The following is a 24,914-nucleotide window of genomic DNA, read 5'->3' as shown; positions in this document are numbered from 1 at the left end:
AACAAGATGGATATTTCAATTATTGATGCAACAAAAGTAACAACAAAAAATGGTTTGGCAATTGGAAAAGACTCAGCTCCAATAAAAATGGTGGAATTTATGAATGTGCGTTGCCCTTATTGTAAAAAATGGTTTGAAGAGTCTTTTGACTTGTTGAATAAGTATGTTAAAGATGGTAAAGTCCAACGAATCATCAAATTATTTGATAAAGAGAAAGAAAGTCTACAACGTGGTAATGTTATGCACCACCATATCAATTATGATTTACCCGAAAAAGGCTTGACTGACTTAAAACAAATATATGCTACTCAAGATCAGTGGGGAAATCTTTCTCTAGAAGATGTAGCAGTGTTTGCTGAAGATAATTTACAATTGTCTAAAAAAGAAGAGCCAGCAATTATCCAAGCAGTAATTACAGAAGCAGAAGCGGCTAATATTAAATTTGTACCAACAATCGTGATTGGTGAACATATCTTTGATGAATCAGTAACAAAAGAAGAATTAATCAACTATTTAGAAGGAAAATAAAAAAATGAGGCAAAGCTACTTAGGCTTTGCCTCATTTTTTTTAGCTTTATCTGCTTGTTTCTTTTCTAATGAAGAATCTTCAACTTCTTTTTCAGCATCTTCACTGAAACTTAAAATCTTGTCTACATCTTCTTTTCCAAGAAAATTTCCTAAACCTTCTCCAAGTTGCTTGATTTGCCTCATAATAAAATCTCTATCTTCTACGCCCATCCTCTTCACCAAACTTTCTGCTAATTTAGCTTAGCAATTATCAGAAGTTACGCACTTTTTTCTCTTAGTTTATCAGCAAATTCATTGATTTTTCGAATGCGATGATTGATTCCTGACTTTGAAATTGCTCCTGATGGAATCATCTCGCCTAATTCTTTTAAACTCACTTCAGGATATTCTAACCGTAATTCTGCAATTTCCTGCAACTTTTCAGGTAAGGCAGCTAAGCCTACAACACTTTCAATATACTGGATATTTTCAATTTGTTTTGAGGCTGCATCGATCGTTTTATTAAGATTCGCTGTTTCACAGTTGACTAAGCGATTTACTGAATTCCGCATATCGCGAACAATGCGAACATCTTCAAATTTCAACATTGAATTTGTCGCACCAATCAACGTAAGAAAATCAGCAATCCGCTCAGCGCCTTTTAAATAGGATATATATCCATTCCGTCGTTCCAATGTTCGCGCATTTAAATCATAATAGTTCAACATCTGGCAAATATCATCATTATGTTCTTCGTAAATGGAAAATATTTCTAAATGATAACGGCTTGTTTCCGGATTATTAACTGATCCAGAAGCCATAAAAGCTCCTCTTAAATAGGATCTCATTTTTTGTGCATTCCCCATAATATCATCTGATACATGGGTATTGAACATCATACCGTCTAAAATATCTAAATCAGCTAACACACTTTTTGTGGCTTGTTTTAATCGTACGATATAAACATTATTCTTTTTTAGTTTCATTTTTTTTCGAACTAATAATTCTGAGCGAGCATCATAATGATCTTTTAAAAGAGAATAGATTCGTCTGGCAATCGCTGCATTCTCTGTTTGAACATTCAGTACAAATTGCTGATTTACAATACTCAATGAGCCATTCATCCGAATCAAAGCAGCTAATTCCGCTCTGGCATGTTCCCGATGAACTTCTAAAGTCGTCAGCTCTTTTTTTACATCTGCTGCAAAAGACAACCTACCTTCCTCCTCTCCAATTTCTTATATTTTAGTACCTAGCACCAAATACAATGCGGAATAATTCATCAACAACTTTATCGCCATCATGAAAAACACCGCCATCCCGTAATTTTAAAAAGTCGGTGGAGATGACACGGCAGCCTTCATCTCTTAACTTTTGAAAATCATGTTCTACTTGAACTAAATATTCATCATAGACTTCTGGATCCATGTAACCATCAGGCACGTTTTCAGTATTGACCAAAACAGTATCAACAAATTTATTTTTAAGATGTTGATGTAGTACACAAACATGATCAGCATCGCTAAAATGTTCTGTTTCCCCTTTTTGGGTCATGATATTACAGATATAGACAACTTCTCCTTCTGCATTGATGATTGCATCTCCTATTTCACTAATTACTAAATTAGGTAAAATACTCGTAAACATACTACCTGGTCCTAAAACAATCATATCTGCTTCTTCAATTGCCTTCACTACTTTTCTGGCAGCTTTTGGTTGCTCATCATCATTTGTGTTCGTTACAAAAACATGATCGATCGTTTTTCGATCAACAGCAATACTTGATTCCCCAACTGCTATCGTTCCATCCTTAAAAACAGCATGCAAAGTAAGTGGTCTTTCTGATGAAGGATAGATATGTCCATCCACATGCATCATCTTTGAAAGTAACTGAATTGCTTCGTAAGTACTACCACGCATTTCCGAAACAGCAGCAATGATTAAATTGCCAATAGCATGATTAGCAAAATACTTATCTGATTTATCAAAACGATATTGAAAAATATCTTCATAAAGTTGAGGCATATCAGATAAAGCAACCAATACATTTCGAAGATCTCCTGGTGGTGTCATATTCATAGATTCACGAATCGCACCACTACTTCCTCCATCATCTGCGACAGTCACAACAGCTGTAATGTCGGCACTTTGATTACGCAGACTTTTTAAAATAACAGGTAAACCCGTTCCTCCACCGACAACAACAATTTTAGGTTTTCTAATACGGTAAGTTTTCATTTTCATGAGCGATTTACCGTCTCTTTCCGCTTGCCTTTATCTCGATGTGTAATGTTGACATGATAGTCTTGTTCAAGTTCTTTACCTACACGTTCTGTTAAGGCAACTGAGCGGTGCTGACCGCCAGTACAGCCAATTGCAATCGTAACACTTGATTTTCCCTCTTTCTCGTAACCGGGCATCACATTTTTCAACAAATCTATAAATCGCGTATAGAAACTTTCTGTTTCTGGAAAACTCATTACGTAATCGTAAACAGACTGATTTTGTCCTGTTAGCGGTCTTAATTCTGGAATGTAGTGTGGATTCGGTAAAAAACGAACATCCATAACAATATCTGCATCGATCGGCAATCCGTACTTAAAACCAAACGAAACAAGTTCAACACGAAATTCATGTGTATCTCTAGATTTAAACTCTTCATTGATTCTTTCTCGTAATTGTCTAGGTGACAAATCAGTCGTATCAATGACAACTTGAGCATCTCCTCTGATTTCTTCAAGAATCGCCCGTTCTTTTCTGATCCCTTCTGTGATTAGACCATCCATTGCTAACGGATGAGCCCGACGAGTTTCCTTATAACGAGAAACAAGTTCCTCATCTGTCGCATCTAAAAACATGATTGTTGTATCAATCAAATTTGTATTTTCCAGTTCCACTAGCATGTCTTGAATTTCTCTAAAAAAATTACGTGAGCGTAAATCAATCACTAACGCAATTTTGGTGACTTTACCAGACTCTTTGATCAACTCCCAAAACTTAGGAATTAAGCTTGGGGGCATATTATCGATACAAAAATACCCCATATCTTCAAAACTTTGAATGGCAACGGTTTTTCCTGCCCCGCTCATCCCAGTAATTATAACTAATTGTAAATTATCAGCCATTTTTCAGCGCTCCTTTGGAAACATTTTATTTATTATAGCATCCCGGGCGTATCAAAGAAAGCTTTTCAAACGATTCTATTGCTTCGTTCAGATTTTCTTAGTCATTTAATACTAAAAAAGAGACTAAGCACAACACTTTGTGTCATGCCCAATCTCATATAATTTGATAACTTATTGTTTATCATCTTTTTCGATAATCCGAATATCTCCTGTTTTAGTTGTAATCGAAACTTTGTGAGAAGCATTTAGTTTACGTTCAAATTCGTTACTGATTTTTCCAGATTGACTCGATAACTCAAATGCAACAGCTGACTTATAGTCTTGAATCCATTTAACAATTCCTGTGTCACTAGTGATATTGGCATCGATTGGATCTTTTTCATAAACAATTACTTGCCCCTGTTTATTTGTCAGCGCTAAACTTCCCTCTAGGTCGGTTAAAACTATTTTTCCATTAGTATTTTGGATATTTGTTTTTCCCACTTGATTTTCTATCACTGTAATTCCTTCGACATTCGAAACATTCAGTATATCAATCATACTTGAACTTACAATATTTTTTCCATCTTCATTGCTGATTTTCAATTTTTTACTCGTTAAATCATTCAAATTGATCAAACCATCTTGAGAGCTTACTTGGACTGTACCTTGGCCTTCTTTTAATATTGTTTTTCCATGATGATTGTTTAATTGAATATCTGCGTAAAAACCGTTAATCGTTGTATCGGCTTTTTCACTCTGAACATTTATGTTGCTGGAATATATATCATTTAATCGTACTTGTCCATGATCAATTGTCACTTTTAATGTCTTTGCCTGCAAATGGCTTAAAATCACTGTTCCTTGACTAATATCGAATGAAAAATCATCAAATGCGACTTTTTGTGGTAAATAGAAAATCACTTCACTCTTTTTCATTTTTTTTAACGGTCCGAAACTGCCAGCGGATCCAAGCTGAATAGTCGTTTTATTTTTGGAAGTAGCTACCAATTTATCTTGGTCTGCTTTTTTTAGATATCCTTCGATTTCGACTTTAGGTTTCTCACCTTCTCCAATAGGAATCGTACTTATCTCCACAGGATATTCAGATAAAAAAGCAACTTCGTTTTTTGTCAGATTTTTTAACTCAAATACCTCTTCGTAGTATTTTCCCTCATAAAACCACTGACCACTAAAAAAGATTCCTCCACTTAGGAATAAACTAATGATACTAATCAAAAAAACACTTCGAATATGTAACGCTTTTTTCCCTTTAAGAAAGCATATAAAATAATACAACACACAGATGAAAAAAATAGCTAGACTGATTGGTCCTATAGCAATGAAAGCTTCTTGAACAGCATAAATCATAGCAAACGCCAACAAATAAAGTACGAAAGCTGAAATTAAAATCGTTAGAATGACGTAGGACATCGACTGGATCTTTTTCAATCTTTTTTTGCGTTTTAATTGTTGATCTTTTTTATATACTTTTTTCACATCTTCCACAGCGATAATATCAGTTTCTGCTTTCAATGCTTTGTCTAATCTTTTGTCCTCATAAAAAGCCGCCGCAATCAAGTCTGGACCACCTAAGCTCATTAAAATTTCTTGTTCTGTTTTTCCTTCTTCTAACTGAATTCCTATTTGTTCTAATAAATCTTCTTTGATTTCATTAAAAGAATCTATATCACTCTCTAAAAAATGAGATTTCATTTCTTCAAAGAAATCCTCAATCCTCTTCATTATCTTCCTCCATTTTTATCAACGATACATTTTTCACAAAAATAGTCCATTCTGATTCTAGATCGGTTAAATACTCTCTACCTTCATTTGTGATTTTATAATATTTTCTTGCAGGTCCATTGGAAGACTCTTTTAAATAGGTTTCACAGTACCCTTCTTTGACTAATCTTCTTAAAATTGGATATAGTGCACCTTCTGTCAATGAAATATATTTATCCACTTTTTGTGTTAACTCATAGCCATAACGATCTCTATTCTGTAATAGGTACAGCACACACAACTCTAAAACACCTTTTTTAAACTGATTTGTTTTCCCCAAGTCAGATTGCCGCCTTCCCAATGTCATAATTTCTTTTTGAACTTTACAGTTTAGTTTAACGTATTTCCGTTATAAGTGAAAGTGCTTGTACTAGATACAAAAAATAGAAGGCACCAATAATAGATTACTTCATCTATTTAAGTTAACTATTTTGCTTTTGTACTAAAAAAGTGACTAAAACATAACTCTACGAGTCATATCTTAGCCACATAGAATATAAACTAGATAATAAGTTTATTTGATTTTAAAATCAACTTTTGATTTATCTGCAAATTTTACTTTAAAGTCAAACTTTTTGAAGTTTTTAGCTGCGTTAAGTTTATTGATGACATGACTTTTAATTTCATTTTTGCTACTGTTTTTAGCGTCTAATCCTATAAAAATGGTTTCAATCTTTTTTTGTGCTTTAGCACCTTCTGATTTTTCACCTGTAAGTTCATTCACATATTTTGCTTTTACTGTTCCATTTGACTTTACATCGTACTCTAATTCAATTTCTTTATTTCTATATTCGATTTCAATATCGATTTCTTTTACTAATGTCTTTAGTGTTTCCTCGTTACTATTTTCAGTTGTTTCTGACGTAGATTCATCTGTAGCACCAGATTCACCAGTGTTTGGTTCCTCAGTTGAAGAGTCACCTGTTTCTGGAATTGTTGCATCTCCAGTTGTTCCGATATTTACAGTATTGAAATACGGTTTGTTGACTGTTATAACTTTTAAAGATAAGCCTTCGTTATTTGCAATATCTGTTAAAATACCTATCGCTTGGTATTGGCTTTGGACAAAACGAGAAGCGATTCTTTTAGCATCTGCTGAACTATACCCTAATTTTTCCCAAGCTTTTGCTTGTTTCAGAGAAGTATAGACTTTATTCACAGTAGTTATATCTAATTGTATATCAGTTGCTTTTTTCAAATCTTCTTTTGTGAAACTAACAATTTTTTCATATGTGGTCTCTGAAATCACAGTTTCCGCACTTGTTGATACAGCTCCTACAAATGGTGCAGCACTAATTGATAAAGCCACTCCTGCTACTAATAATGTTTTTGTCAAATTTGCTATTTTCATGATAATCATCCTTTCATATTTCATTTCCTTTTTTTGTAGTTGTCATTATCCAATAACTAACTTACAACAGTAGTATACATTCTATAGTACTGTTCGTCAACCACTTGTTAAAATAATAGTATAAATATTACTTTTTAATATTTTGTCAAATTAACTATCTATATTCAATAGGTTTAAAAGACAACAATAAAATATTTTTTAAATAGATATAATTAATATTTATAAAAAAAAGAGTAGCATGACTATTCATACTACTCTTTTTTGATTATCTGTCAGTTATTCTGACACTATATACAACACTGCCTATGAAAATTTATAACGCTAAAAGCCTAAGCATCTTCAATGACATCAAAATAATTTAAATTCAAAATGGGATCATCGCAATTTATGACTGGACGATCTGTAGGGTGGCATTTGACAACTCTGACTTGTAGATCTTCTTCTTTTTTGGAGATGGCCTCTCCTACAAAAAACCAAGAAAACTTTGATCCATGACAAACATAATGCGCGCCAATCTTTACTTCTCTCTTTTCCAAGAAAAAATCATCCTTTCATACTCTTTTAATAACTATAGAATATCATGATTTTTAAAAAAATATCATTCAACTTACGTATAGATACTTTCTTTTTTTGACTATTTTTAGATTAAAGTGATTAAAGAACGCATGTTTTTATTTATTTTATTATTTTTTTCTCATTTCTATTTCCTAAATAGTCCACTTTAATTTGTTTCAATAAAATGTAACTTATAAAAAATAAAAAGACAACCCTCTAATGAAGAGAGTTGTGCTTTTCTTTTTTGAACGGATTATTTATAGAAGGAAAGATATATACCAATTTGGTTGAACAATATATCTATCTGACTGTGATTTTACTTTAATAATATGAAGAAATCAATAGCAATAGATAATTTTCATTCAAACTTCATACTTTCTTTATAAACAGTTACAATCCCTTTAAAATGGAGTATACCAATTCATAAAACTCGTTTTAAATATTTCCCAGTATAACTCGCTTTGACTTTGGAAATTTCTTCAGGTGTACCCGTTGCAACAATTGTACCGCCACCATCTCCACCTTCTGGTCCTAAGTCAATTACATGATCCGCTGACTTAATGACATCTAAATTATGTTCAATAACCAGTACGGTGTTTCCAGCTTCAACTAGTCTTTCTAGTACAACTAGCAAGCGGGCAATATCGTCCGTATGCAATCCAGTTGTCGGCTCATCTAAGATATAGAAATTTTTACCATTTGAATTTTTATGGAGCTCGCTTGCTAATTTCATTCGTTGCGCTTCCCCACCAGATAACGTGGTAGCAGGTTGCCCCAGTGTTACGTAACCCAAACCGACATCCACAATTGTTTTTAGTTTGCGATGGATTTTAGGAATATGTTGAAAGAACGCCACCGCATCTTCAACAGTTAAATCTAAGATATCAGAAATATTCTTTCCTTTATAATGAACTTCGAGTGTTTCAGAATTATAGCGTTTGCCATGACAAACTTCACAAGGAACATAAACATCAGGTAAAAAATGCATTTCTATTTTAATGATTCCATCCCCACGACACGCTTCACAACGACCGCCTTTGACATTAAAGCTAAACCGTCCCTTTTTATAGCCACGAACTTTTGCTTCATTGGTTTTCGCAAATAAATCACGAATATCATCAAAAACACTTGTATATGTTGCAGGATTACTTCGAGGTGTACGACCAATCGGACTTTGATCGATATCAATAATTTTCTCGATATGCGTGTATCCTGTGATGCTCTTATGCTTACCTGGTTTATTAGAATTCCTATTGATTTTTTGTGCCAAGGCCTTTTTCAATATTTGATTCACTAAAGTACTTTTTCCTGATCCAGAAACTCCAGTTACTGCAACAAACTCTCCTAATGGGAATTCTACTGTAACATTTTTCAAATTATTTTCAGTCGCACCTGTTACTTTAATTTTTTTACCATTGCCTTTACGACGCTCTTTTGGGACAGGAATCACTTTTTTTCCAGATAGATATTGTCCTGTTAAAGAATTCGGATTTTTGGCTACTTCATCTGGTGTTCCTGAGGCAACGATTTCTCCACCTAAGTGGCCAGCTCCTGGTCCAACATCGATCAAGTAATCCGATGCACGCATCGTATCTTCATCGTGTTCAACAACAATCAGCGTATTCCCCAGATCACGCATTTTTTTAAGAGATTCAATCAAGCGATCATTATCCCGTTGATGCAGCCCAATTGATGGCTCATCTAGAATATATAATACGCCAGACAAATTGGAACCAATCTGAGTTGCTAGACGAATTCTCTGTGCTTCTCCACCAGACAGTGTCCCCGCTGCTCGACTAAGTGTTAAATAATCCAGTCCGACATTTTTCAAAAAGTTCAATCGATCTTCTACTTCTTTCAAAATTGGCTTAGCAATTATTTGTTCTTGTTCAGATAATGTTACTGTTTCAAAAAATTGTACTGCATTTTTAATTGCTAACTCACTGACTTGACCAATATTGGTATTATCAATTTTGACTGATAAAGCTTGTGGATTTAAGCGATACCCTTTACATGTCCGACAGGTTAATTCAGTCATATATAATCGCATTTGATCACGAGTAAAATCACTGTTTGTTTCATGGTAACGTCGTTTTATATTCGTTAAGACACCTTCAAACGGCACTTCCACATCACGAACTCCGCCAAAATCATTTTCATAGTGAAAATGGAACGGTTCTCCATTTGAGCCATTTAAGATTATATCTTGATGCTCTTCAGGCAAATCATTGAACGGCGTATCCATATCGATATTAAAACTATCAGCCGCTTGTTCTAGCATTTGCGGGTAATATTGAGAACTTATCGGATTCCACGGGGCAATCGCTCCTTCACGTAACGTTTTAGTGGAATCAGGGATAACAAGATCACGGTCGACTTCTAATTTGATTCCTAAACCGTCACAATCAGGACATGCTCCAAATGGTGCATTAAAAGAAAATAATCTTGGTTCTAATTCACCTACTGTAAACCCACAATAAGGACACGCGTAATGCTCGCTGAAAAGCATTTCTTCCCCATCTATCACATCAACTAGGGCATAACCATCTGCTAATCTTAACGCAGCTTCAAATGAATCAAACAACCGAGAACGGATTCCTTCTTTCACAACAATTCGATCAATAACGATTGCAATGTCATGCTTTTTATTTTTTTCAAGTTCAGGGGCTTCGGTTACATCGTAGGTTTCTCCATCCACACGCATCCGAACATAGCCTTCACGTTGGATCATCTCAAAGACTTTTTTATGCTGTCCTTTTTTCTTAACGATTACAGGTGCCAGTACTTGAAGTTTTGTCTTTTCTGGCAGTTCTAGAACTTTATCAACCATTTGTTCAACCGATTGACTTGTGATTTCAGTCCCATCATTAGGACAAATCGGATGCCCTACTCGAGCAAATAATAGTCTCAAATAGTCATTGATTTCTGTTACAGTTCCAACTGTTGAGCGTGGATTTTTACTCGTGGTTTTTTGATCGATAGATATTGCTGGACTCAGTCCATCAATACTGTCGACATCCGGTTTATCCATTTGACCTAAAAATTGTCTAGCATAGGCTGAAAGACTTTCTACATAACGGCGCTGACCTTCCGCATATAATGTATCAAAAGCCAGTGAACTTTTCCCTGAGCCTGATAACCCAGTGACTACAACCATTTTGTCACGAGGAATCGTAACATCTATATCTTTTAAATTATGTGCGCGTGCGCCATGAATGACGATTTTATCATTTGCCATTACTTCTCTCCTTCTGCTTATTGGTCCGATGTCCCTTACTTCTATGCAAATAAATTTGCAAGAGTAACGGCTCTCCTTTTGCTGTGAAACACAGCGAGTATTCTTATGAGTTGATGCTTTCTCATCAAAGATTCGTCGCAGATAACATTGTTGAACGATACAACGTGACCATAGGAAGCATTGATCCTTTCCCCCATTGGTCCAGCCTTCAATTCTTAGTGCTCATTCCTAAGCATTGAAGGTTTTATTCTCCTGCTTTTAATTCCAATATCGTATCACGTAAGGTTGCGGCTGTTTCAAAGTCCAATGCTTTAGCTGCATCTCGCATTTCTTTTTCTAATTTCATTAATAAATCAGCTTTTTCTTGGCGACTCAATTCATGATAAGACTTATCGATCTTGACTGTTTCGCCTTTAGCATTCGTCTTAGAAATTGAGATCAACTGACGGATCTCTTTAATAATCGTTTTTGGTGTGATCCCATGTTCTTCATTGTACTTTTCCTGAATCGAACGACGACGCGCCGTTTCATCCATCGCTTTTTGCATGGAGTCAGTGATTTTGTCCGCATACATGATTACTCTACCATCTGAGTTACGTGCAGCACGCCCAATGGTTTGGATCAAAGAACGTTCACTTCTCAAGAAACCTTCTTTATCGGCATCTAAAATCGCGATTAAAGATACTTCTGGTACATCCAATCCTTCACGAAGCAAGTTGATTCCGATCAGCACATCAAACTCACCTAAACGTAAGTCACGGATGATTTCTGTTCGTTCTAACGTTTTGATATCACTATGAAGATACTTGACCTTAATCCCTAATTCTTTAAGATAATCCGTTAAGTCTTCTGACATTTTCTTCGTTAATGTTGTAATAAATACACGTTGATCCTTCTCTACACGCTCATGGATTTCTCCGACTAAATCATCGATTTGGCCCATAATCGGACGAACTTCGATCAGTGGATCTAACAATCCCGTTGGTCGAATGATTTGTGGAATCACAGTATCTGTTTGTTCATGCTCATAAGGTCCTGGTGTTGCTGAAACATATACAACTTGATGAACGTGTTCTTCAAATTCTTCAAGGCGTAACGGACGATTATCTAAAGCACTTGGTAAACGGAATCCATAGTCTACCAACATTTGTTTTCTGGCACGGTCTCCATTATACATTCCTCGAATCTGAGGCATAGATACGTGGGATTCATCAATCACCAGTAGAAAATCATCTGGGAAAAAATCAATCAGTGTATAAGGCGGTTCTCCTTCTGAACGACCATCCATATGACGAGAGTAATTTTCAATACCAGATGTGTAGCCCATTTCTCTCATCATCTCAATATCATAATTCGTCCTTTGCTCTAATCGTTGCGCTTCTAATAATTTATTTTCACTACGTAATACGGTTAAACGAGCATCTAATTCCTGTTGAATTTGTGAAATCGCATGCTCCATGTGATCTTCATTAGTCACAAAGTGAGTTGCCGGGAAAATTGCAACATGTTCTGTCTCACCGATTACTTCACCCGTTAGAGCGTCAACTTCTCTTATACGCTCAATTTCATCACCAAAAAACTCAACTCTTAATGCATGATCGTCTCTTGAGGCTGGAAAAATTTCCACTACATCTCCTCGGACACGAAAACGGCCGCGCTGGAAATCAATATCGTTTCGTTCAAATTGAATATTTACCAAATCAGTCAATAGCTTGCTGCGATCCATCTCCATACCTACACGAATAGAAACGACTTGCTCACTGTACTCTTTAGGATCACCTAAACCAAAAATACAAGAAACTGAAGCAATCACAATCACATCGTTTCTTTCTAATAAGGAACTCGTTGCAGAATGTCGTAATTTATCAATTTCGTCATTGATACTAGCATCTTTTTCTATATATGTATCACTAGATGGAACATATGCTTCGGGTTGATAGTAGTCATAATAACTAACAAAATACTCGACCGCGTTATTAGGGAAGAATTCTTTGAACTCTCCATAAAGCTGTCCAGCTAATGTTTTATTATGTGCAATAACCAAAGTTGGTTTGTTTACTTCTTTGATGACATTGGAAATCGTAAATGTCTTACCAGTTCCTGTAGCACCCAGCAAGATTTGCGCCTTTTCTCCGCCTTCAATCCCTTCCACTAATCTTTTGATTGCTTCTGGTTGATCCCCATCCGGCTTATATTTTGATACTAAGTCAAATGTATTGGAGGTCTCTCTTTCTATCATTCAACATCCTCCTTTTACTGCATTTAGTTATGGTTTCATCCAATTAAACAAATCAGAATATTAGTAAAATCAGCCGTTACATCTCACTTTATATAGGAATAAAATTTCCTTTGTCAGCTGGATGCTACGCACTTTCTTAAGCGATTATCTATTTGTAAAATTGAAAAGAAACTCCTGCAATTATTTTAACATACCGAACATATTTTCGCTAGTTATAGAATGAGTTGCGTATACGCAATTTTTACTAATTTACACTTTATTTAATCTTTTGTTTGCATCTTTTAAGTTTATGACTTTCTGTTTGCATCTTAACTATGTGATGTTTTGTTACATACCATGTAAGGAAATGAGTTTTTTTTAACTTTCTCATAGTGAATGACTTGTGTTTTTGCCTTTTTTTACTATATAATTATCCAATATGCAAATATAGGAGGTATTTTATGAAAAGGAAACACTTTTTACTTTCATTCATTGTAATGATGGCAAGTCTACTGACATTTACCCTTGGGCAGAATGCTCAAGCTGAGGAAAAAACATATAATATAGGAACAGATTTGACTTTTGCCCCCTTTGAATTTCAAGATTCTAAAGGTGATTATGTCGGAATCGATGTTGATTTACTTCATGCAATCGCTGAAGCTCAAGACTTTAAAGTAAATCTGAAACCACTTGGATTTGATAGTGCGATTCAAGCTGTACAGTCAAAACAAGTTGACGGTATGATCGCCGGTATGAGTATTACAGACGAGCGCAAGAAGTCATTCGACTTTTCAGAACCTTATTTTGACAGCGGCTTACAAATGGCTGTCAAGAAAGGCAATGATAAAATCAAAAGTTATAAAGACTTAACAGGAAAAACAGCCGCTGCTAAAGTCGGAACGGAAAGTGCCACTTTCTTAGAGAAAAATCAAGAGAAATATGGCTATACAATCAAAAATTTTGATGATGCAACAGGTCTTTATCAAGCACTTGAAAATGGTGAAACAGACGCGATCTTTGATGATTATCCTGTTTTAGGTTATGCCGTAACAAATGGGCAAAAACTACAATTAGTTGGCAAAAAAGAAACAGGTAGTTCTTACGGTTTTGCTGTTAAAAAAGGACAAAACAAAGAATTGATTGAAAAGTTCAATGCTGGCTTGAAAGAACTGAAAAGTTCTGGTAAATATGACAACATCTTAGCTAAATATATTTCTACTGGAACTGAGACAAAAACAAATACAGACTCTAAAATGAAAAAAATCCAACCTAAAAAAGATTCCTACGTGATCGCAAGTGATTCGACTTTTGCTCCTTTTGAATTTCAAAATTCTGATGGTAAATATGAAGGAATCGATGTTGATTTGGTGAATCGAATTGCTGAATTACAAGATTTTACTATTGAGTTTAAATTTATTGGGTTTAGTTCAGCCGTTCAAGCGGTTGAATCAGGGCAAGCAGACGCTATGATTGCTGGAATGACGATCACAGATGAACGCGAGAAATCATTTGACTTTTCTACTCCATATTTTAACAGTGGTATTCAAATCGCTGTTAAAAAAGGCACTGACACTATTCACTCTTATGAAGATTTAAAAGATAAAAAAGTTGGGGCTAAAATTGGAACGGAAAGTGCTGATTTCCTCGAAGCTAATAAAAGTAAATATGGTTATTCAGTCAAATATTTAGATACGACTGACGCTTTGTACAGTGCCCTTGAAATTGGTGAAATCGATGCAATGATGGATGACTATCCTGTAATTGGTTATGGCGTTTCTCAAAAACAACCATTAGCAACACCGATTCCTCGTGAAGAAGGTGGGAAATATGGTTTCGCAGTTAAAAAAGGTAAAAATCCAGAGCTAATCCAAATGTTCAATGAAGGATTAGCCGAATTGAAACGCACTGGCGAGTATGACGAAATCATTGGAAAATACGTAAAAGATGGTTCTATTGAAAATAAAGTAGACGAAACAACATTCGTCGGTATGATCCAAAATAACTGGAAGCGTCTATTGAGCGGATTGTGGATGACAATTCAGTTGACATTGATTTCATTTATTTTAGCGTTGATCGTTGGAGTAATTTTTGGATTATTCAGCGCTTCTCCATCTAAAGCATTACGCGTGATATCAACTATTTATGTTGATATCATCCGCGGTATCCCTTTAATGGTATTAGCTTTCTTCATCTACTTTGGCTTACCAGGAATTTTAGGTTTTAACATTCCTGTCTTTCTTGCAGGAATCATCACTCTGACATTAAACGCAAGTGCTTATATCTCTGAAATCGTACGTGGAGGAATAAATGCAGTACCCGTAGGACAAATGGAAGCTTCTCGTAGTTTAGGACTTTCTTATAATCGGACAATGCAAAAAATCATTTTACCGCAAGCAATCAAAATCATGATCCCATCTTTCGTCAATCAATTTGTTATTTCTTTAAAAGATACAACGATTCTTTCTGCAATCGGTTTGATCGAGCTGTTGCAAACAGGTAAAATCATCGTTGCCAGAAATTTACAAAGTACTATGGTATACTTTGTGATTGCTATGATGTACTTGATCTTGATCACAGCCTTGACGAAATTAGCGAAAGTTTTAGAAAAGAAGGTGAAATAATATGGCTGAAAAAATTCTCGTAGAACATTTAGTGAAAAAATACGGCGACAATACCGTCCTTAACGACATCAACGTTTCCATTCAAGAAGGTGATGTTGTTTGTGTTATTGGTCCTTCCGGGTCTGGTAAAAGTACTTTTCTTCGTTGTTTGAATCAACTTGAAGAAGCAACGAGCGGCGATATCATTATTGATGGAGCTAATCTGACCGATAAGAATACGAATATCAATAAAATCCGTCAACATATCGGCATGGTTTTCCAGCATTTCAATCTTTTTCCTCACTTATCAATCTTGGAAAATATCACTTTGGCACCAACAGACTTAGGTCGACTTTCAAAAAAAGAGGCAGAAGAAAAAGCGATTCAGCTTTTAGATACAGTTGGCCTAGCAGATAAAAAAGATAGCTATCCTGAGTCATTATCGGGTGGACAAAAACAACGTGTAGCAATCGCTCGTGCATTGGCCATGAATCCAGATATCATGTTATTCGATGAACCAACTTCTGCACTCGATCCCGAGATGGTTGGTGATGTGTTGAATGTCATGAAAAAACTAGCAAAACAGGGAATGACGATGGTAATCGTAACGCATGAAATGGGCTTTGCAAAAGAAGTAGCAAATCGTGTAATGTTTATCGATGGCGGTAATTTCTTAGAGGATGGCTCGCCACAACAAATCTTTGAAAATCCGCAAAATGAACGGACGAAAGATTTCTTGGATAAAGTACTTAATATTTAAAAATAAAGAATGGATCCCTCTTTATCTAAGAGTGATCCATTTTCTTATTGATAGTACTTATTTTATAAGTATTCCATTTGAACAGTATTTAAACTAAAAAAGGAGCCTTATAATGAAACGACTATATACTTTTTTTACCGATGATTTATTGTTTTCATTCTCTTTTTTGATTGCTATTATCAGTTGTTATTTCGGTAAATTTTCTTTAAAATCAATTGATTTTAAAGTGATTTTTTGTTTATTTGGTTTGATGCTATTTGTAAAAAATATTGAAAAATTAGGTATTCTAACTTATTTCGCTGATAAGATGATTGATTTTTCTTCAACTTCTCGCGGCCTAATCAAAAATATTGTCTTCCTATCTTTTTTCAGCTCAATGATCTTAACTAACGATGTGGCCATTCTTACATTGATGCCAATTTACCTGACGATCATCACAAAATTTCCAAAAATGGAAAATAAGATTTTCGGCGCAGTCTTATTGATTATTGCTGCAAATTTAGGGAGTAGTGTTTTCCCTTTTGGCAATCCGCAAAATCTTTTTTTATTTTCTTATTACTCACTCTCTACTCTAACTTTTTTTAAGTGGTCCATTGTACTGTTCTTTTCTTCCATTTTATTTTTATTGATTTCTTTTCAATTTATAAAAAAAAGCACACTTCCTAAACAACATAAGTTTGTTCCAACGATCAACAAAAAGAAAACAGCTCTTTTGAGCTTTGTTGGCATCTTGATTCTTCTAGGTGTCTTTAACATTTTTTCTTATTCTATCATAATTCCAATTTCCATAATTATTCTAACTATTTATGATAACAGCACGCTTAGGCAAGTTGATTATAAATTGTTATGGACCTTTATTTTTTTCTTTATTGCAGTAGGAAATTTTGCTCAGATCGAAATACTTTCGACATTCATTAAGAGGCAATTCACAACCAATACACAGACTTTTTTCGGCAGTGTACTAGTCAGTCAAATCATCAGTAATGTTCCAGCGGCTATTTTGATTGCACCATTTACTGAACAATCTCAAGCACTTTTCTGGGGCGTTAATATTGGAGGCTTAGGAACGATTATTGCTTCATTAGCTAATTTGATTGGTTTTAAATTATACAAAGAATACTATCCTAAGCAATCAAAAACTTTTCTTTTGCAATTCTCAGCCATAAACTTAGTATTTTTAATTTTCTTTATCTTATTTTTCATCATTATATTATAAAAAGACAAGACAAAGTAATAAATCACTTTGTCTTGTCTTTTTGTTTTGCTTGACTAATTCGCAATTGCTTCAAGTCTAGCCTTTACCTCTTGTTCTGACAGTTCATTTCTCATCACATAACGATTTGCAGGATGATGGCGGCATTCATCTGAACAGCTACCAAGATACTTCGCTTCGTTTTCTTCTGATGCTAAAATTTGTTTATTACAGAAAGGATTGGCACAGTTGATGTAGCGTTCACAAGGTGTGCCATCAAACCAGTCTTTACCAATGACTTTTTTATCAACATGATTGATTTCAACACTGATTCGTTCATCAAAAACATACATTTTTCCATCCCATAATTCGCCTCTTGTCTCTGGATCTTTTCCATAAACTGCGATACCACCATGCAATTGGGCAACATCTTCGAAACCTTCTTTGATCAACCAGCCTGAAAACTTCTCACAGCGGATTCCACCAGTACAGTAAGTGACAACTTTTTTATCCATAAATTGCTCTTTATTGTCTCTGATCCATTGCGGTAATTCTCTAAAGTTACGAATATCAGGACGAACAGCTCCTCTAAAGTGGCCTAAGTCATATTCATAGTCATTTCTAGCATCGATCACAACAGTATCTTCATCAAGTAACGCTTCCTTGAATTCAGCTGGCTCTAAATATTTCCCAGTTAATTCTAACGGATTAACATCTTCTTCCAAGCTTAAAGAAACTAATTCTTTTCTAGGACGAACAAACATTTTATGAAACGCATTTTCTGGCACTTCATCAATTTTGAAATACGTATCTTTAAAACGTTCATCAGCTAGCATTGCTTCCATATAAGCATCTGTATCAGCAATCGTTCCTGAAAGTGTGCCATTGATTCCTTCTGTTGCGACTAGAATTCTGCCTTTTAGATTCAGCGATTTACAAAAAGCTAAATGCTCCTTTGCAAATTCTTCGGGGCTTTCAATCGTCGTGTATTTATAATAAAGTAATACGCGGTAATCCATTCTATCTTTCTCCTTTTTCTAAGAAACTGTTTTGCTATCTCCATAATAACTGTACAGTCCCTGTTTTTTCTTCATACATATTCAGTATATAAAAAAACAAATAAGAAAAGCGAGCTATTTGCTTGTGTAATAATGAACATAAAATGGAACGGATGGATCACTGCTTACAGTTCAAATAAATACAAAATAAAACAGCTTAAGCTTTCTAAAAAAGTTTAAACTGTTCGTTTATATTAATTTCTTATTGCCCGGATACTGCAAAGTAATTTTCATCATTATCAGCAAAGTTAAAAACTAATCCTGTTGGTAATTGAACTAATTCACCTACACGCACGCCAGCATCTTTCATTTTTTTGTATAACTCCATCACATCATCAGCAAAAAACATCAATGATGGCGTGTTACCAGCAACTTCTGGTGAATGTTGTTGGATAAATTCTAGATCGTATAACACAATCATTGTTTCTGCCGTTTCACTTGGTGCAATTTCCACGACTAAAGTGCCGTCAACTGCATCTCTTTCCTTTTCTACAAAGCCAATTTTTTGCCAGAATTCACTTGATTTTTCCACATCTGATACATATAACATTATTTTGATTTGGTTGGTAAACATACATTCTCCCCTATTCTTAAATCATTCTTTTCTATTATATACTTTCTATCATAGCCTATGCTAAGTTTTATGAAAATAAATTTGCTTTACCTAATTGAGCAAACCTCCCCTAAGACATTGTTCTGTTGACAATTGAGGTTTGTATACAAATACGATCATCAAAGTTCATAAATTCATTCGAATAATTCCGATTAACATGATGTAAAATGTCAGTACAATAATAACTACCGACAAATTCAAAAAGAGTCATTAAGGTCACTCTTGAAAAAACACCTTGATTGAATTATTTTCAGATATTTAAGAGTATAAATAATGATCGCTGTGCATTCCCCCCATACATGTCAATCATTAGTAGCCCTCAAATAATTGCCAATCTTCCAAAAAACGTTGAACTTATCCAAGACAAAAAATAATGGATATTTTTCATCAGCAAAGAAAAAAACACGAAACATAAATTCTTTAAAATTGATCAACACTGTAGTTTTTTTATATCCAACTCAAAAAAGTAACAATAAATAGATATATAAACAACTGAACAAAGTCAAAGTTTTTTAATTTATGATCATTATATCCCACGGTAAGCTCCCTTTTACGACTATAATAACGGTACGTTATCATTTAATTTTTCATAATACAATTTAAATCGATTTTGAAAAGCTAAAAAACAAGAACGATTGTAGCCATTTCCGACTATAACCATTCTTGTTTTTAACTCTCTTATGGAAGAGAAGTAAATCACTTCTTATGCATTTTCTTCAATAACTAAGCTACTATCATTCAGCACATCACGGTCTAACTCTTTGATTCGTGAACTAGTCACGATTCCCGCGACCATACTGTCACTAACATTAACAGCTGTTCTAGCCATATCGATCAATGGTTCTACTGAAATAACTAATCCAACGATCGCCACAGGCAAGTTCATCGCACCTAACACGATCAATGAAGCAAATGTTGCCCCACCACCGACACCAGCCACACCAAATGAACTGATTGTTACGATTGCAACTAACATTAAAATAAATTCTAAACTAAAGACATTGATTCCTACAGTTGGTGCAACAATTGTCGCCAACATCGCAGGATATACACCTGCACAGCCATTTTGCCCAATTGACATACCAAAACTTGCCGCAAAGTTTGCTGTAGCATCATCAACACCTAAAGCTTTTGTTTGTGTTTCAATATTTAAAGGCATTGCTCCTGCACTCGATCTTGAAGTAAATGCAAAACTCAACACTGGAAACGATTTTTTCAAATAGTTAACAGGATTTACTTTGACTGCTACTAAGATTACTAAGTGAACCAGCATGACGATGATCAATGCGGTGTACGAAGCTAATACAAATTTTCCTAAATTAAGGATCGCATTATAATCACTTGTTGCAACAACATTAGTCATCAATGCTAAAACGCCATAAGGTGTCAAACGTAAAACCAATGTCACGATACGCATCGTGATCTTATAAAGACTGTCGATCAAGTTTGCAAAAAATTCTGCTTCTTTTGGTGCTTTTCTTTTAATACCTAAATAGGCAATCCCAACGAATGCGGCAAAAATAACCACACCAATTGTACTTGTCGGACGAGTGCCTGCAAAATCTGCAAAAACATTTTTAGGAATAAAAGATAAAATTTGTTGAGGAATCGATAGGTTTTCAACGGTTTCCTGTCTCGTTGCAAGTTCTGCAATTCGTGCCGTTTCTGCCGTTCCTTGTGTAAATTGTGCACCTTGTAGTCCAAATAATAATGTTGTTCCAATTCCAACCAAAGCTGCTATAGCCGTTGTCCCTAATAAGGTTGCTAAGACAGTAAAGCTAATTTTTCCAACTTGTTTAGATTCTTTCATCTTAGTAAAAGCTCCTACAATAGAAACAAAAACTAAGGGGATTACGAGCATTTGTAAAAATGCTACATATCCATTACCTACAATACTGATCCATTCCATTGCTTGCGTTGTGACTTTGTCTTGGGTACCGAATGCGAATTGAATAATTCCACCTAATACAATACCGACACCTAATGCAGCAAAAACACGTGTTGAAAACTTATAGTGTTTTGTTTGCATACGATAAAAGACGTATAACACTGCAAGAAAAGCAAGGACCACTAAAACAGTGATGAGTGTTGTCATTTTTTTCCCTCCTAAATTTAAAAGCAGAGCAAATGGATTACTCCTATAGAAAATCAGTAAATCGGCCTTGAAACGTTCTGTATTTCGTTGACAATTTATTTATTTTCCTAAGGATTGATTTGCGCAGCTAGATGTATTAAAAGCTGAACGAGCTCGTCAAGTAACGATTGAACAATAGGAAAATAGGACTGAGGTTTTTTTGTCTCATTCTTATTTTATCTTTTGCAGTCGGTGCTAGCTCGTGAAGCTAGATAATACAAATGACAAGTACATCAAAGGAAGTAAAGGTTCCTGGGGAGCATTCTTCAATGATCCGCCCTAAAAATAAATCGATTCATTTTCAGTGATAGCTCTATTGTACTTGATTTAAAAGACTAAGTGGTACTATTTTGTTTCTATAATGATAGAAAAAAGAGTTTGTGATAGTCAAAAACTATCACAAACTCCTAGATACTATTTCATTGTATTTAAATTTAATCCTTCTATATTGTTACTCAGCTGCTGATTGGAAGTTTAATTGAATGCCCGGTTTATCTAATGCAATTTCAGTGACTTCATAAGCCATACGTTGTACGATATCAAATAACGGACTAACCAATTCATCTACTTCTTCTTGCGAGATATCATCTTGGGTTTCGATCTTATGATTAATGACATGATTGATTTGGCTAACTGAGCCTGATAGTAAATATTCCTCAAAAACTAAACGAAACTCTAAACGAGCTGCGATGATTGAATTTTCTTTTGGATAGTTCTCATCAGTTGATTCGATTGGTGAAAATCCTACTCTAAGATCTGTTTCCACTTCTTCCATATCTTGTGTACGCATATCGTAGTGAAAAGCTTCTACAACTTCTTGTTGACGTTTTATTTCCATAAATTAAAATCTCCCTTTTTTTAAGTTCAATAACTATTACTTATATCCAGTCAAAACAGGATAATATAGTCTATCTATGTTTTTAATTATACCACACATCTTTTTATCACAAATACTCATAGACTCTTTTTAATCTAATTTTTAAATGAATGGATTGGGGCAGGAATTCGACCACCTCGAAGAATAAAGTCAGTTGAAGCATAATCGTTAACTTTCATAACTGGTGCTCTACCTAACAAACCGCCAAACTCAACCATGTCGCCAACTTTTGTTCCTTCAGCGGGTATAATTCTAACTGCAGTAGTTTTATGATTGATGACGCCAATTGCAGCCTCATCTGCAATCATTGCAGCAATGGTTTCAGCCGATGTTTCTCCTGGTATAGCAACCATGTCTAAACCAACCGAACAGATCGCTGTCATCGCTTCTAATTTTTCTAAATTCAGCGCACCATTATTAACGGCATCAATCATTCCAGCATCTTCTGAAACTGGGATAAACGCACCTGATAATCCACCAACGTGGTTACAAGCCATCACACCGCCCTTTTTCACAGCATCATTCAGTAACGCTAAAGCGGCCGTTGTACCATGGGTTCCTACACTTTCCAAGCCCATTTCTTCTAAAATATAAGCGACACTATCTCCCACAGCTGGAGTTGGGGCTAAAGATAGATCAACGATTCCAAAAGGAACATCTAAACGTTGAGATGCTATTTTCCCAACTAATTGTCCCATTCTTGTAATTTTAAAAGCGGTTTGTTTCACTACTTCCGCGACAACATCAAAAGGCTCACCTTTAACTTTTTCCAAGGCTCGTTTAACAACACCTGGACCACTAACGCCTACATTGATTACACAATCCGCCTCACCGACGCCATGAAATGCTCCCGCCATAAAAGGATTGTCCTCCACAGCATTGGCAAACACTACTAATTTTGCACAACCCATATCAGACTTTGCAGCTGTTTCTTTGATCACATAGCCCATATGACGAACAGCATCCATATTAATCCCCGCTTTAGTTGAGCCAATATTTACTGAAGAGCAAACAAATTCTGTTTCAGCTAGTGCTTGAGGAATTGAATTGATCAAAATCTCATCACCATGTTGGTACCCTTTTTCAACTAAAGCGCTGAATCCACCAATAAAATTAACGCCTACAGCTTGAGCTGCTCGATCTAATGCTTTAGCATATTTAACATAATCCATATCTGGACTTGCTGCCGCAATAATTCCAATCGGTGTTACAGAAATTCGTTTGTTGATAATAGGAATCCCGTATTCAGATTCAATTTCTTCCCCAACTTTAACTAAATTTTTCGCTAAACGAGTAATCTTGTCGTAAATTTTTTGACAAGCTCGATCACTGTCGCTATCAATACAATCTAGCAATGAAATACCCATTGTGATCGTTCTAATATCTAAATTTTCTTCTTCAATCATACGGATTGTTTCTAAAATCTGATTCGTCTCCAAAAAGTTTCCTCCTAAATTTAAAAGCTGAAAGAGCTCAGTCTGCCTCGAATGGAAAATAGGAAAACATACACGTGGCGCTTTTAGCCACAAGTACGTTTTATCTTTTTTTCCGAGAGACTAATATGTGTAGCTTGATAATGTAAATATAAAGTTCTAAGCTCACACTATTGATTATTATAATTTATGCATCACATTAAAGATTTCTTCATTTTGGATACTGATTGTCACGCCTAATTTTTCTCCTAAAGTGTTTAACTCGGAGCCAATCTCTTCAAGATTATTTTTGTCTTTAGAAATTTCCAATACCATCATCATTGTAAAGTAGCTATCCATGATCGTTTGAGAAACATCAATAATGTTCATTTCCAGTTCAGCTAACTTTTGACTGACACCTGCAATAATTCCTACCTTGTCTTTACCAATTACAGTTAATACTGCGCGCATGTAGATTCCTCCTAAATTTAAAAGCTGAAAGAGCTCAGTCTGCCTCGAATGGAAAATAGGAAAACATACGGGTGGCGCTTTTGGTCACAAGTACGTTTTATCTTTTCCCCGAGATCTTCAATCCTTAAAACTCTGGCTCTTAGGAATTGATGAGATCGAAGCAGAGCGTAGTGACTAGCTCTTGAAGCTAGATAATGAAAAGCGTAGTAGGCTCATTTAGTCTCGTAGAAAAATGGGGAAAATAGATTTGCGACCTTTTTGTCACATTCACTTTTTATCTTTTCTTCGAGAAGTTCACCCAGCCACATAAGTTTTTCCCATTATATCATAATTTGTTCATTTATTAACAAAAAATCAGAACAACAAACTCAAAAATAATACCATTGTTCGCTTTTTTTAAAGACTAAAAAACTTCTAGGATTTAGTTTATCTTCCCAGAAGTTTTTTCTTAAACGGTTTTATTGAATTGTTCTTTACATGTCGAACATGTCACTTTTATTTTGCCTTTTCCTTTAGGTACTCGCAATTGTTGTTTGCAATTCGGACATTTAAAAAAGGTATAGGTTTTACGTGCTTTAACTCGTACTTTTACAGCGTGAATTTTATTTTTTACTAGCTGTATTTGTGCTATATAGCGAGTATTTTCATTTGCTCGTGGGTAAATTTTTTTAGAGAAAAAACGATAGTTCATCCACAATATCAAACCCACAGCTAACCAAAGAGTAATTGACGTAGGTAAAAATAAATTTAGTAATAATAAGATCAAACTTCCCTTCAATAAGGTGTTGTTCAATTGATCTATTCGAGCATATCGTCCTACCAATAACTTTTGAATTTTTGCATTCCAACGAAGTAATCGTTCCAGCCATATTTGTCCCATATAATCCCTCTCTTCTATGCTATTATCTCAATCAATAGTCTTTGTTTCAAGAGATATAATGAAAAATTAAAAAAGAAACTACAAAAGAATCAAAAATAAATCTGATGGATTTTCACAACTTCTTCTTTTAATTCAGTTGGACTCACGACTTCAACTGCA

Annotated in this window: 22 protein-coding genes and 1 pseudogene; 4 read left to right on the top strand and 19 right to left on the bottom strand. The window is 35.0% G+C overall.

All coding sequences use genetic code 11. The annotated features are described in order from the left end of the window. The first annotated feature begins 6 nt into the window (after positions 1-6). The gene (locus tag AC4BB5_RS05380; RefSeq protein WP_490458347.1) at positions 7-528 is read left to right on the top strand and encodes a DsbA family protein; all 522 of its coding nucleotides are present in this window, start codon (positions 7-9) and stop codon (positions 526-528) included. Positions 529-543: 15 nt separating this feature from the next. Here AC4BB5_RS05380 and AC4BB5_RS05375 read toward each other — a convergent pair whose 3' ends face one another. The 10 genes from AC4BB5_RS05375 to uvrB form a co-directional block, all read right to left on the bottom strand. Continuing rightward, complete coding sequence (locus tag AC4BB5_RS05375) at positions 544-738, bottom strand: hypothetical protein (protein WP_490458346.1); 195 nt, start codon at positions 736-738, stop codon at positions 544-546. Positions 739-785: 47 nt separating this feature from the next. Beyond that, on the bottom strand, positions 786-1,721 hold the full coding sequence (gene whiA / locus AC4BB5_RS05370; RefSeq protein WP_490458345.1) for a DNA-binding protein WhiA: 936 nt from the start codon (positions 1,719-1,721) through the stop codon (positions 786-788). Positions 1,722-1,752: 31 nt separating this feature from the next. Continuing rightward, positions 1,753-2,751 carry a gluconeogenesis factor YvcK family protein gene (locus tag AC4BB5_RS05365; protein ID WP_490458344.1) on the bottom strand — a complete coding sequence of 333 codons (999 nt, stop codon included), beginning with the start codon at positions 2,749-2,751 and terminating at the stop codon, positions 1,753-1,755. Next, positions 2,748-3,632: an RNase adapter RapZ gene (gene rapZ / locus AC4BB5_RS05360; RefSeq protein ID WP_490458343.1), complete on the bottom strand. Its 885-nt coding sequence runs from the start codon at positions 3,630-3,632 to the stop codon at positions 2,748-2,750. The genes AC4BB5_RS05365 and rapZ overlap by 4 nt, the downstream gene beginning before the upstream one ends. A 171-nt stretch (positions 3,633-3,803) precedes the next feature. Further along, the gene (locus AC4BB5_RS05355; RefSeq protein WP_490458342.1) at positions 3,804-5,357 is read right to left on the bottom strand and encodes a DUF4097 family beta strand repeat-containing protein; all 1,554 of its coding nucleotides are present in this window, start codon (positions 5,355-5,357) and stop codon (positions 3,804-3,806) included. Then, positions 5,344-5,676 carry a PadR family transcriptional regulator gene (locus tag AC4BB5_RS05350; RefSeq protein WP_490458341.1) on the bottom strand — a complete coding sequence of 111 codons (333 nt, stop codon included), beginning with the start codon at positions 5,674-5,676 and terminating at the stop codon, positions 5,344-5,346. The genes AC4BB5_RS05355 and AC4BB5_RS05350 overlap by 14 nt, the downstream gene beginning before the upstream one ends. Before the next feature lie 234 nt (positions 5,677-5,910). Then, positions 5,911-6,747, bottom strand: a complete 837-nt coding sequence (locus AC4BB5_RS05345; RefSeq protein ID WP_490458340.1) for a YusW family protein — start codon at positions 6,745-6,747, stop codon at positions 5,911-5,913. Between the two features lie 329 nt (positions 6,748-7,076). Next, entirely contained in the window at positions 7,077-7,283 is a 207-nt protein-coding gene (locus tag AC4BB5_RS05340) for a hypothetical protein (RefSeq protein WP_490458339.1), read from the bottom strand. A gap of 440 nt (positions 7,284-7,723) precedes the next feature. Next, complete coding sequence (gene uvrA / locus AC4BB5_RS05335) at positions 7,724-10,540, bottom strand: excinuclease ABC subunit UvrA (protein ID WP_490458338.1); 2,817 nt, start codon at positions 10,538-10,540, stop codon at positions 7,724-7,726. Positions 10,541-10,784: 244 nt separating this feature from the next. Next, the gene (gene uvrB / locus AC4BB5_RS05330) at positions 10,785-12,779 is read right to left on the bottom strand and encodes an excinuclease ABC subunit UvrB (protein WP_490458337.1); all 1,995 of its coding nucleotides are present in this window, start codon (positions 12,777-12,779) and stop codon (positions 10,785-10,787) included. Between the two features lie 440 nt (positions 12,780-13,219). On the opposite strand from uvrB, the gene AC4BB5_RS05325 reads away from it, so the two are divergent. The 3 genes from AC4BB5_RS05325 to AC4BB5_RS05315 all read left to right on the top strand — a co-directional run bounded on the left by AC4BB5_RS05325 (position 13,220) and on the right by AC4BB5_RS05315 (position 17,334). Further along, positions 13,220-15,379 carry an amino acid ABC transporter substrate-binding protein/permease gene (locus AC4BB5_RS05325; protein WP_490458336.1) on the top strand — a complete coding sequence of 720 codons (2,160 nt, stop codon included), beginning with the start codon at positions 13,220-13,222 and terminating at the stop codon, positions 15,377-15,379. Position 15,380: 1 nt separating this feature from the next. Next, the gene (locus tag AC4BB5_RS05320) at positions 15,381-16,118 is read left to right on the top strand and encodes an amino acid ABC transporter ATP-binding protein (protein ID WP_490458335.1); all 738 of its coding nucleotides are present in this window, start codon (positions 15,381-15,383) and stop codon (positions 16,116-16,118) included. Between the two features lie 112 nt (positions 16,119-16,230). Then, a complete protein-coding gene (locus AC4BB5_RS05315) occupies positions 16,231-17,334 on the top strand; it encodes an SLC13 family permease (protein ID WP_490458334.1) in 1,104 nt (367 codons plus the stop codon). 53 nt (positions 17,335-17,387) lie between these two features. Here AC4BB5_RS05315 and trhO read toward each other — a convergent pair whose 3' ends face one another. The 9 genes and pseudogenes from trhO to AC4BB5_RS05270 form a co-directional block, all read right to left on the bottom strand. Next, positions 17,388-18,329, bottom strand: coding sequence for an oxygen-dependent tRNA uridine(34) hydroxylase TrhO (trhO, locus tag AC4BB5_RS05310; RefSeq protein WP_490458333.1), 942 nt, complete (start codon positions 18,327-18,329; stop codon positions 17,388-17,390). 241 nt (positions 18,330-18,570) lie between these two features. Next, positions 18,571-18,942, bottom strand: a complete 372-nt coding sequence (locus AC4BB5_RS05305) for a VOC family protein (protein WP_490458332.1) — start codon at positions 18,940-18,942, stop codon at positions 18,571-18,573. 109 nt (positions 18,943-19,051) lie between these two features. After that, entirely contained in the window at positions 19,052-19,201 is a 150-nt protein-coding gene (locus tag AC4BB5_RS05300; protein WP_490458331.1) for a putative ABC transporter permease, read from the bottom strand. Positions 19,202-19,684: 483 nt separating this feature from the next. Beyond that, positions 19,685-21,076 (bottom strand): L-cystine transporter, encoded by a 1,392-nt coding sequence (locus AC4BB5_RS05295; protein WP_490458330.1) that lies wholly within the window; start codon positions 21,074-21,076, stop codon positions 19,685-19,687. Positions 21,077-21,566: 490 nt separating this feature from the next. Next, positions 21,567-21,953 carry a DUF1149 family protein gene (locus tag AC4BB5_RS05290; protein ID WP_490458329.1) on the bottom strand — a complete coding sequence of 129 codons (387 nt, stop codon included), beginning with the start codon at positions 21,951-21,953 and terminating at the stop codon, positions 21,567-21,569. A 134-nt stretch (positions 21,954-22,087) separates the two neighbouring features. Next, positions 22,088-23,431 (bottom strand): PFL family protein, encoded by a 1,344-nt coding sequence (locus AC4BB5_RS05285; RefSeq protein WP_490458328.1) that lies wholly within the window; start codon positions 23,429-23,431, stop codon positions 22,088-22,090. A 174-nt stretch (positions 23,432-23,605) separates the two neighbouring features. Continuing rightward, positions 23,606-23,875 carry an ACT domain-containing protein gene (locus AC4BB5_RS05280; RefSeq protein ID WP_490458327.1) on the bottom strand — a complete coding sequence of 90 codons (270 nt, stop codon included), beginning with the start codon at positions 23,873-23,875 and terminating at the stop codon, positions 23,606-23,608. Between the two features lie 448 nt (positions 23,876-24,323). Next, complete coding sequence (locus AC4BB5_RS05275; protein WP_490458326.1) at positions 24,324-24,755, bottom strand: hypothetical protein; 432 nt, start codon at positions 24,753-24,755, stop codon at positions 24,324-24,326. A gap of 89 nt (positions 24,756-24,844) precedes the next feature. Beyond that, positions 24,845-24,910 (bottom strand): annotated as a pseudogene (locus tag AC4BB5_RS05270) (hypothetical protein); the annotation flags it as partial. Positions 24,911-24,914: the final 4 nt, after the last annotated feature.

The organism is Enterococcus sp. AMC1252, assembly GCF_058216515.1.
The sequence above is the reverse complement of the archived record's forward strand: the minus strand, read 5'-3'. Positions and strand labels throughout refer to the sequence as shown.